Genomic DNA, 8,919 nt, shown 5'->3' on the forward strand with positions numbered 1-8,919 from the left:
GTAAAACTCCTTTAAAGTACTAGGTCTATGTTGTTATTCACTAGTTAACTTAATTTATTATTTCTTATAAGGTATTATGTATTAGATATTAAAAAACTTTTTATAGTAAGTAAAGAAAATAATGTTGTATTCTAGTATAAAGATTTAAATAAGTTGAAAAAGTTTATTGTTTGCTATAAAGGTTTTGTGTAAAATTATATGAAAGATGTAGTCAAAAGATAATATAGCTGTAGAATGAAAAACTGTTTCAAAAAAATTTGACTTAGTAGTCATCTTAGACTATTATTATGCTAATTCTTTACTTTGAATTCAAGATAAATATTAAAAGGGTTGAACTAAATTGGAAAAATCTAAGCAAATAGAAGATTCATTAAAATTTTTTATCGTACTCTCCCGTGCACATCGAGCTTTTAATGATGTTGTAAATAAACATATTTCGACTTTTAAATTAAATCCAACTGAGTTTGCTGTCCTAGAACTACTTTATCACAAAGGAGACCAACCTTTACAACAAATTGGTGGAAAGATCCTGCTTGCAAGTGGGAGTATAACATATGTTGTTGATAAATTAGAGCAAAAAGAATTGATTATCAGAAAAGCATGTCCGAAAGATCGTCGAGTTACACACGCTCAAATTACTGAAAAAGGTAAGAGGTTAATTGAGGATATTTTTCCACCACATCAAGAAAAAATCAATGAAATCGTAAGTGCTTTAACTGAAGAAGAGAAAACATTAGCGATTGAGCTGATAAAAAAAGTCGGATATCACGCAAATGATTTACTTAAAGAAGAATAAAGAATGACAAAAAAAGGATCAGCCGATTTATTCACGGTTGATCCTTTTAGTCATTAAAGTAGATTAATTTTTTTGTTCGTTAGGCAAAATTAATATCTCTACACGTCTATTCTTTTGCCTGCCATCCTTAGTTTCATTTTTTGCGACTGGCTTGAATTCACCAAAGCCTTTAGCACTAAACGCTTTTGGATCTAGTCTATCATTGTCGATTAAAATTTTCATAAAGTTAACAGCGCGCATAACACTTAGATGCCAGTTAGAATCAAATTCTGAATTCTTAATTGGCACATTATCAGTATGTCCGCTAATAATAATATTTCTCGGTGGACTCATGATAAGAAGCTCTGAGATTTCAGAAGCTAATTCTTTATCCTTATTACGGATAGCGGCACTTCCTGAATCAAAAAAGATATCATTTAAGAGAGTAATTAGTAACCCTTCATCTGTAAGTGTTGTTTTTAATTGTGTTTGGAGTTTATTGTTAGCTATATAAGAATTGACTTTTTCTTGAATTATTTTTAGATTTTCCTGTTCAAGACGTTTTTGTGCTTCCTCGACTGCTTCTTGATCTGGCTCTTGTTCCTTTTGAACATCCAACTGCTCTAACTCACCATCTGGAGTGGGGCTGGGGTATTCCAATACACCTGTTCCTCCCGTGAATGTAGAATTAAATGCCCTTGCTAATTGTTGAAATTTCTGAGCATCAACTGAGCTCATTGCAAATAACACAATGAATAAAGCGAGTACTAGTGTTAATAAATCAGCATAGGGAACAAGCCAGGATTCATCCATATGTTCATCTTCATGCTTATGCTTTTTCTTTCTAGCCATTTACACTCTCTCCCTCAGCGATTGAAGAGTTTATTTGATTCCTTTCACTAACAGGAAGATAAGTAGCAAGCTTTTGTTCAATTGCTTTAGGTGCTTGTCCCTCTAATACAGATAGAACACCTTCGATCATTACTTGCTTTACTTTAGCTTCATGCTTTGATTTTCTTTTTAACTTGTTAGCAAAAGGATGCCACATAACATAACCAGTAAAGATACCCAACATTGTAGCAACGAAGGCTGCACTAATAGCAACTCCTAATGCCGTAGTATCTGACATGTCAGATAAAGCAGCAACTAATCCGACAACAGCTCCAAGAACCCCTAGTGTTGGTGCATAAGTTCCTGCTTGTGTAAAGATCGTAGCAGAACCCTGGTGACGTTCTTCCATTGCTTCAATTTCTTCAGACATAACGTCTCGAATAAATTCAGCATTTTGTCCGTCTACAGCCATTAGTAAACCATTTTTTAAAAAAGGATCGTCTACTTCAGCAAGCTTTGCTTCAAGTGCAAGAAGACCTTCTTTACGTGCTACTTGAGCCCAATCTGAAAATAACGGGATAAGCTCCTGTATTGAAGCTGTTTTTTGTTCTTTGAAAATAATACCAAATAATTTAGGAACCTTTTTAATTTCATCTGTTGGAAAAGCGATTGTCACAGCTGCAATTGTACCTAAAATAATAATTAATAAGGCAGCAGGGTTTATTAATACAACAGGACTAACACCTTTCATAAACATTCCGACCCCAACTGCAATAATCGCTAGGATCATTCCAATTCCTGACGTTTTATCCATCTTAAATCACCATATTTCCTTTAATATTTTCTTATTTATTATATCGGAAGAAAGCAACAAACCTTTAGGTATTATGCAGGAACTTGTCGAAAGATGTGAATTTTTTTTGAAATACAAAATAAAAACTCACTTTATAAGTGAGTTTTAGATTCAACAATATAAATTAGTGATGTTCAAAGAGAAATGAGAAAAAGAATTAGAACGTTATACGCAAGCTTACTTTCTTGATATCTTCTATATTCAAATAGTTGATCTTCAATCATTTTATTATGACTTTCATAAATTTTCTTTATTGTGTATTCATTAATGAACATAATTTTTCCTCCATCCATGATGTTTTACTATCTTTATCATAGTGGGAAAAAGTGCCTTTTTCGTCATGTAATTGAAGGAAGTTTAAATCGGTAAAGTGACCTAAATTATCTAAGACCTTTGATTGAGAGATCACTACTTTATATTGCATGTTTGAAATGCTAATAGAGCTTTTTATTAGCTAATGATTTTTGCTACCCCAATATAATAGAAGGGCATAAAAGCCACGACAAAATTACAATAGAAAAAAAGACGGGAGTAGAAAGTAGTTTGTTCTTCAGAAGCAATTGACGCAAATAACGCTCCTAGTAAGCTAGTAATACAAAATAAGAAGATACCAAAAACCTGTCCAAGACGAATTTGAAATAATATAAAGCCTAATCCAGATCCATTGACAAATAACAATAAGAGGGAAGTCGCCAAATATATGTTTGAGAATTTTATCAATTTCAACACCTCTATGAATGTATATGATTTAAAAAGAGATGCAGAACAAATGAAAGACGCAAAAAAAGAGGGGAAACCCCTCATATTAAGAATAGCTATAATTGTTACTTGTTTATATTTTAGAGCTTTGATTATTTTGATGGCATAATGTTTAAATAAGTTTCATCATTACATATGATAAATAGGTTTGCATTGTCAGGTATTATTTTTTCTGGATGATTAATAATTGAAAGGTCATTGCCGTTTGATATAAGCATTGCACCCTTTGCAGATAATGCTTTACTAGCATCCTCAAATGTAGTCCATTCCTGTTTCTTTGGTATGCAGTATAGATCATATCCTTCATGACTTGTTAGCTGCCGGATAATTTCACTGGATCCATTAAACATAATCGAACGAGCAGCTAAATGTGCCGCAGTGTCATTTGCAGTGATAAATTCTTCAACATCAACATGCTTAAATGCATGAATGTGATTAGAGTTTGACACTTCACATATTGTATAGATGTTTTGATTATATTGTCTACCTAGACCTTCCAGTGTTGAAGCAATTAGTAATGTATGTCCGTCAGCTTGTGAAGCAGTCATCAATCCATCTGGTGAAAAAATCATGACAGATTTACATTTTAATAGGTTTGCTTGTTGTAAAACTTCTATATTAGCAGGATTACCTCGTACAAATTCTACTCTTTCATGAACAACTGGTATTTTATTAATACTCTCATCAATAATAACAATATGGATTTTATTAAAAGTAGCTAAAAGTTCATTTAGTGTAATTTCTGCTTTTTTGGTCCAATTAATTAAAATAATATGATTCTCCGTTGTGATTTTCAATCTGCCTTCCTCCTTTAACCGTTTACGAATACTAAAGAAATCAATAACCTTACCGATGAAAATAGTCATAAGTCCAATTCCGACGATATATAAAAACATGGCAAATATTTTCCCGTTTACTGTTGTAGGAGAGACATCTCCGTATCCAACAGTAGCAACTGTTGTCATGGTCCACCAAAGACCTTCAAACGGACTTGTAAAAGTTTCAGGCTCTAAAAAATAAATAAAATAACTACTTGTAAGTACTAAAGTAAGAGTTGCGAAAATTAATAGCTGATTATTCATTTGGATGGCCCTTAAAAATAACCTCTTTATAAAAATCATAATGTCACCTTTCTATAGTTAATTAGTTTCTGGAAATTAATAAACCTAACTAATGGAAATTTTAACATATTTATAGATTAGGTATACAACCAATTTCTAATAACTAAGAGCCAAATCCTCCATTGAATAATAACAAGTAGATACTGACAGATTTTAATTAGATAGAATCATCTAAGCTTTCCTTCATATAATGATACAAGCTTTATGGAATAAGGTGAGGTGTATCAAATGATAAGATCTTGGATTTCTTCCTTAAAAGTTGCTGCAGTATATGTTGGAACAGTTGTTGGAGCCGGCTTTGCTACTGGAAGAGAAATTGTTGAATTTTTTACAAAGTACGGAATTTATGGACTAGCGGGTATTTTAGTTGTTGGTTTGCTATTTATTTTCATAGGAACAAAGATGCTTATTTTATCTAAGAGAATACAGGCACAATCTTATCAAGAATTAATGGTTTTTTTGTTTGGTAAAAAGTTTGGTGGGTTTGTAAACGTATTTATGTTGCTCATATTATTAGGTTTAACATCAATTATGTTATCAGGTGCTGGTGCTATTTTTTATGAACAGCTTGGACTCTCGGTAAGGATAGGAGTCATATTGACAATTATATTAACAATCTGCGTTATGTTTTTTGGTGTAAAGGGATTATATGGTGTTAATCTAATTGTTGTTCCGATGTTAATTTTATTTAGTGTTATGCTTGCGGTACAATCATTTTCTATTGAGTCTTTAGTTACAACTCATGAAGATTCATCAGCATCGTTGAACTGGATTTTAGCAGCGTTTTCTTATGCAGCCTTTAATTTAACAATGGCTTCTGCTGTTCTCGCACCACTTGCTAATGAAATTAAGGATGAAAAGGTATTGAAAAGAGGAGGAATTCTTGGAGGCATCTTTTTAACTCTTATCTTAATTAGTAGTCATATAGCGCTTTCAACATTGCCTGATTTATTGCAATATGATATACCGATGGCAGAAGTAATGAAAACAACATTATTTTCATTTTATTTTATCTATATTGCTATTATATATGGTGAGGTCTTTACATCAGTAATAGGTAATCTTTTTGGATTAGAAAAACAAATAATATCTTACATTAAAGTTCCTAGAATGATTGTCATATGTGCCATCCTATGTATTGCTGCTTTTATAAGTAAAATTGGATATAGCTCGTTAATTTCCTCATTGTATCCAATATTTGGTTACTTGTGTTTAGTCATGCTGATTTTGTTGATTTTAAAGAAGCTACCAAAAATGTAATAATTGATATATGCTAGATTTATGAAAAATGATGTAAGGGGTGGAAGCATTGGAACGCATTGCAATCATTTCGGATATCCACGGAAACATCCCTGCCCTTAAAGCTGTTTTACAGGATATTCAAGAAAAACATATTCAAAGGATAATTTGTTTAGGAGACTTGGTTGGGAAAGGTCCTGATTCTGATTTAGTGATCGATCTTATTAGAGAAGAATGTGAGATCGTAATAAAAGGAAATTGGGATGATTTTATCACTAAAGATACAGAGTTTGAAACTTTAAAATGGCATCAAAAAAAATTAACGAATGATCACTGTCTATATCTTGAATCCTTGCCATTTTCTCACGAATTTTATATGAGCGGAAAATTCATTCGATTGTTTCATGCTTCACCTCACAGTGTTTATACAAGAATTCAACCATGGGACTCAATAGAAAAGCGGGTAAGCATGTTTGAAGATACAGAACATACAGGATTTAATAAAAACACACCTGATATAGTTGGCTATGGAGATGTTCATCAAGCGTTTATACAGCATTTATATGGAAAAACATTATTTAATGTAGGAAGTGTGGGGAATCCATTAGATCTTACTACAGCTTCGTATACAATATTGGAGGGTGATTATCAGTCACAAGTGGAATCAAGTATGTCTATTCAATGTGTAAGAGTACCATATGATATAGAACTTGCCATACATATAGCTAAAGATAAAGAGATGCCTGATTTATTACCTTATATACAGGAATTAACCACAGCTAAATATCGCGGCATAAAGGAATGAAAATTTTATGATAGATAATAAGAAGATTAATATTTTGTGGGATTTCGATGGGACCCTTTTTGATACATACCCAGCATTTACAGCTGTTATGTATGAGCTATTAAATGAAAGTGTACCAAAAGATATTATACTTAAAGAATTGAAGAAATCTTTCACACATGCAGCAAATTGTTTTGAATTAACGAACGAAGATGTAAACAATTTCAAAAACAAAGAAATATCCTTATCACCGGATAAAAAAAGGCCTTTCCCTTTTGTTGAGGATATATTAAAGTTTGCAAATTTAAATGTAATCATGACTCATAAGCCAAGAAATGAAGTACAAACCATATTAGAATATTATAATTGGCATCACTATTTTCAAGAAATAGTTGCAGGTGATGATGGTTTCCCAAGAAAGCCAAATCCCGCTTCTTATCGATACTTACATTCTAAATATAATCTTCACCTAGCAGTAGGAGATCGACTTCTAGATATTTTACCAGCAAATGAAATAGGCTTGAAAACTTGTTTATTTCAAAATGAAGAAAAAGGTGCAGATTTTTATATCAATACATATGCAGATTTTTTTGATGTTGTGAATTTATAATCGTATTCGCTTTTAATTTCTAGTTTTATAGCACTCTTTGTGTGAAGCGAATATATGAAACTAATTCGAGGTAGCGTGTCGCTCAAAAGTGAAGGCCTGTAACGTTAATCAGTAGGAATGTTTAACAGAGCTAAAAATTAAGTTAAGGGAAGCAAATAAAAGTAAAAAACTTCAAATATCATCATATTCTGTTGTTTTTTATTGAAAAAGGTATGATTAAACAATATATCACATATTTATTTAAGAAATCGGCTAAGTGTTACGTTTGACTGTATAGTTTCTTCGTATTATGATTATTTTAATAAAACTGTGGGGTGATAATATGGGGCATTGTTAAAAATAAATAGACTACTAGCATCCCTTATTGTTCTCCAAGCGGATGCAAGGAATAATTTAGTTAATTAAATAATAAAAGATTGTTATATTTAACTCTCAGGAGGTGACTCCTTTTCCGTTTTTGACGGAATAAGGAAGCTTATTTGGACATAGTTAATTTGTTGCTTGTTGCAATTTTAATCGCTCTTACGGGTTTTTTCGTAGCTTCTGAATTTGCCATAGTAAAAATTAGGAGTTCTCGTATTGACCAATTAATTGCAGAAGGAAACAAAAAGGCAGAAGCAGCTAAAAAGGTTATTGATAATCTCGATGGTTATTTATCTGCCTGTCAATTAGGTATTACCGTTACTGCATTAGGATTAGGTTGGCTTGGTAAACCAACAATCGAACATATACTTGTTCCGTTTTTAGAGCAAGTCAATTTGCCAGCTTCTATATCAACAGTCATTTCGTTCACGATTGCTTTTATGACAATTACTTTTCTACATGTAGTTGTAGGAGAATTAGCACCGAAAACTGTAGCTATTCAAAAGGCAGAAGAAATTAGCCTTTGGTTTTCAAGGCCACTAATGTTTTTCTATCGTATTATGTACCCGTTTATTTGGATTTTAAACGGATCTGCACGATTTATTACAGGCTTGTTTGGTTTGAAGCCCGTTTCAGAGCATGAGCTTGCACACAGTGAAGAAGAGTTAAGAATAATTTTGTCTGAAAGCTACAAAAGTGGTGAAATCAATCAATCTGAATTCAAGTATGTAAATAAGATCTTTGAATTTGATAACCGTATTGCTAAAGAAATTATGGTACCTCGTACTGAAATTGTCTCTTTATCAATAGATGCGTCAATTCAAGAGCAATTAAAAATTATAAAAGATGAAAAATATACCCGTTATCCTATTGTTGACGGTGATAAAGACCATATTATCGGTATCGTTAATATTAAAGAAATTTTTACTGATTTAATACACTTTGAAAATGAACAGCCATTCTCAATAAAGAAATATGTTCGACCAATTATGGAAGTTATAGAATCTATTCCGATCCATGAGTTACTTTTAAAGATGCAAAGAGAAAGAACTCATATGGCGATTTTAATTGATGAATATGGTGGTACAGCAGGTCTCGTAACCGTTGAAGATATTCTTGAAGAAATTGTCGGGGAAATCCGAGATGAGTTTGATGCAGATGAGATACCATTGATTCAAAAAATGAATGACTCAAAATATATAATAGATGGTAAAGTATTAGTAAGTGAAATAAATGATCTACTAGGTCTTGAAATTGATGATTCTGATGTTGACACAATCGGTGGTTGGGTATTAACAGAAAATTATGATATTCAACCTGGAGGATTTGTTGAATTTGGGTCACATGTTTTTAAGGTGAATCAAATGGAAAATCATCATATTCGTTATATTGAAATATTCGAGAAAAAGCCAGAAATAATGACGAATCCTACTGCACTATTAGAAAAGAAAATAGCAACATCTTAAAAAAGAACTTACAAATGTAAGTTCTTTCAGATCGTCGACAAAAGGGGTTCGGAATGGTTTCATTCCGAACCCCTTTTGCGATTTTCTTTATAAATTATCTAAAATGAGCGGGGACAGA

General features: G+C 32.1%; 9 protein-coding genes. 5 read left to right on the forward strand and 4 right to left on the reverse strand.

Features of this window, described 5'->3' with window-relative positions:
- The first annotated feature begins 340 nt into the window (after positions 1 to 340).
- A complete protein-coding gene (locus JOC75_RS21910) occupies positions 341 to 796 on the forward strand; it encodes a MarR family winged helix-turn-helix transcriptional regulator (RefSeq protein WP_204956102.1) in 456 nt (151 codons plus the stop codon).
- 63 nt (positions 797 to 859) lie between these two features.
- Here the strand turns inward: JOC75_RS21910 and motB are convergent, their stop codons facing one another.
- The 4 genes from motB to JOC75_RS21930 all read right to left on the reverse strand — a co-directional run bounded on the left by motB (position 860) and on the right by JOC75_RS21930 (position 4,300).
- Positions 860 to 1,627, reverse strand: coding sequence for a flagellar motor protein MotB (motB, locus tag JOC75_RS21915; RefSeq protein WP_204956103.1), 768 nt, complete (start codon positions 1,625 to 1,627; stop codon positions 860 to 862).
- Positions 1,620 to 2,420: a flagellar motor stator protein MotA gene (motA, locus tag JOC75_RS21920; protein WP_204956104.1), complete on the reverse strand. Its 801-nt coding sequence runs from the start codon at positions 2,418 to 2,420 to the stop codon at positions 1,620 to 1,622. Before motA ends, motB begins: the two co-directional genes overlap by 8 nt.
- A gap of 173 nt (positions 2,421 to 2,593) precedes the next feature.
- Complete coding sequence (locus JOC75_RS21925; protein WP_204956105.1) at positions 2,594 to 2,734, reverse strand: hypothetical protein; 141 nt, start codon at positions 2,732 to 2,734, stop codon at positions 2,594 to 2,596.
- 576 nt (positions 2,735 to 3,310) lie between these two features.
- Positions 3,311 to 4,300: a potassium channel family protein gene (locus JOC75_RS21930; RefSeq protein WP_239589623.1), complete on the reverse strand. Its 990-nt coding sequence runs from the start codon at positions 4,298 to 4,300 to the stop codon at positions 3,311 to 3,313.
- 267 nt (positions 4,301 to 4,567) lie between these two features.
- On the opposite strand from JOC75_RS21930, the gene JOC75_RS21935 reads away from it, so the two are divergent.
- The 4 genes from JOC75_RS21935 to JOC75_RS21950 all read left to right on the forward strand — a co-directional run bounded on the left by JOC75_RS21935 (position 4,568) and on the right by JOC75_RS21950 (position 8,801).
- Entirely contained in the window at positions 4,568 to 5,599 is a 1,032-nt protein-coding gene (locus JOC75_RS21935; RefSeq protein ID WP_204956107.1) for a YkvI family membrane protein, read from the forward strand.
- A gap of 49 nt (positions 5,600 to 5,648) precedes the next feature.
- On the forward strand, positions 5,649 to 6,383 hold the full coding sequence (locus JOC75_RS21940) for a metallophosphoesterase family protein (protein ID WP_204956108.1): 735 nt from the start codon (positions 5,649 to 5,651) through the stop codon (positions 6,381 to 6,383).
- A 25-nt stretch (positions 6,384 to 6,408) separates the two neighbouring features.
- Positions 6,409 to 6,972 (forward strand): HAD-IA family hydrolase, encoded by a 564-nt coding sequence (locus JOC75_RS21945; protein WP_204956116.1) that lies wholly within the window; start codon positions 6,409 to 6,411, stop codon positions 6,970 to 6,972.
- Positions 6,973 to 7,451: 479 nt separating this feature from the next.
- Entirely contained in the window at positions 7,452 to 8,801 is a 1,350-nt protein-coding gene (locus JOC75_RS21950; RefSeq protein WP_204956109.1) for a hemolysin family protein, read from the forward strand.
- The last annotated feature ends 118 nt before the right edge of the window (positions 8,802 to 8,919 follow it).

The sequence above is a fragment of the Metabacillus crassostreae genome (genome assembly GCF_016908395.1).
Taxonomy (GTDB): Bacteria; Bacillota; Bacilli; order Bacillales; family Bacillaceae; genus Metabacillus; species Metabacillus crassostreae.

What these genes read in the sequence shown, in the direction of transcription:
- motB (WP_204956103.1), bottom strand. Translation starts at nt 1,627, where the DNA reads ATGGCTAGAAAGAAAAAGCATAAGCATGAAGATGAACATATGGATGAA.
- motA (WP_204956104.1), bottom strand. Translation starts at nt 2,420, where the DNA reads ATGGATAAAACGTCAGGAATTGGAATGATCCTAGCGATTATTGCAGTT.
- JOC75_RS21925 (WP_204956105.1), bottom strand. Translation starts at nt 2,734, where the DNA reads ATGTTCATTAATGAATACACAATAAAGAAAATTTATGAAAGTCATAAT.
- JOC75_RS21930 (WP_239589623.1), bottom strand. Translation starts at nt 4,300, where the DNA reads ATGAATAATCAGCTATTAATTTTCGCAACTCTTACTTTAGTACTTACA.
- JOC75_RS21935 (WP_204956107.1), top strand. Translation starts at nt 4,568, where the DNA reads ATGATAAGATCTTGGATTTCTTCCTTAAAAGTTGCTGCAGTATATGTT.